The organism is Borrelia persica No12, from assembly GCF_000500045.1.
In the GTDB taxonomy this organism is placed as follows: Bacteria; Spirochaetota; Spirochaetia; order Borreliales; family Borreliaceae; genus Borrelia; species Borrelia persica.
In genome coordinates this window covers 1-713 of the sequence record NZ_AYOT01000181.1, presented here as the reverse complement: position 1 = coordinate 713, position 713 = coordinate 1, and the positions used below count along the sequence as shown (strand labels likewise).

Genomic DNA, 713 nt, shown 5'->3' with positions numbered 1-713 from the left:
AAGAAAAAGACAGATAAGTGGGGTTTTATTCCTTATCTGTCTTTTTTTTATTGATTGGAGATAATGTATTTGTCATTTATTTAACGTAAATTGTAAATAAATTATAACAAAAATAGTTAACAAAAACTAGTGTTTAAGATAAAAATGATGGAAATAAAAAAAAGGAGAGGGTTAAAACCCTCTGTTTACAACAGAAATAAATGAAACTACAAAAAAAACCATGTATATTATAGCAAAGATAATTAACAAAAACTAGAGTATTGAATTATTCATACGAGAAAAAATGACTTAAGAATGTACTTAAGTCATAATTCAAAATGATATAACAAAAAAACATCGCAAAAAATTTAATAATATTATTATTAATATAACTTAATTTAGCAAAAAAACAAATCTTATTTCAAACTATTTTTAATATCCTTATAAGCTTGTATTTTACTAGCTGAAGATAAGCCATAAACATTGTCAATTTCAGAAGTAGAGGCGTATTTCATTAATTCTTTGATCTCGAATGAGTTGTATCCTTTGGATTTAAGAGAAGCAATAAATATATTTCGGCAAATATGTAGAGATTTACGTTGTTTAAATCCAGAGGATTTGAGTAGTTCTTTAAATTGTTTTGATATTTCTATTATGTCAATTTTATTGTCTTTAAATCTATTTTTGCTTTTTTGAAATAGATAAGTACGTCTTGTGTCTTTGTCTTTAGATAT

1 pseudogene is annotated in these 713 nt (G+C 23.7%); it reads right to left on the bottom strand.

The annotated features are described in order from the left end of the window. Positions 1–395 precede the first annotated feature (395 nt). A pseudogene (locus tag U881_RS0106050) lies at positions 396–713 on the bottom strand (site-specific integrase); the annotation flags it as partial.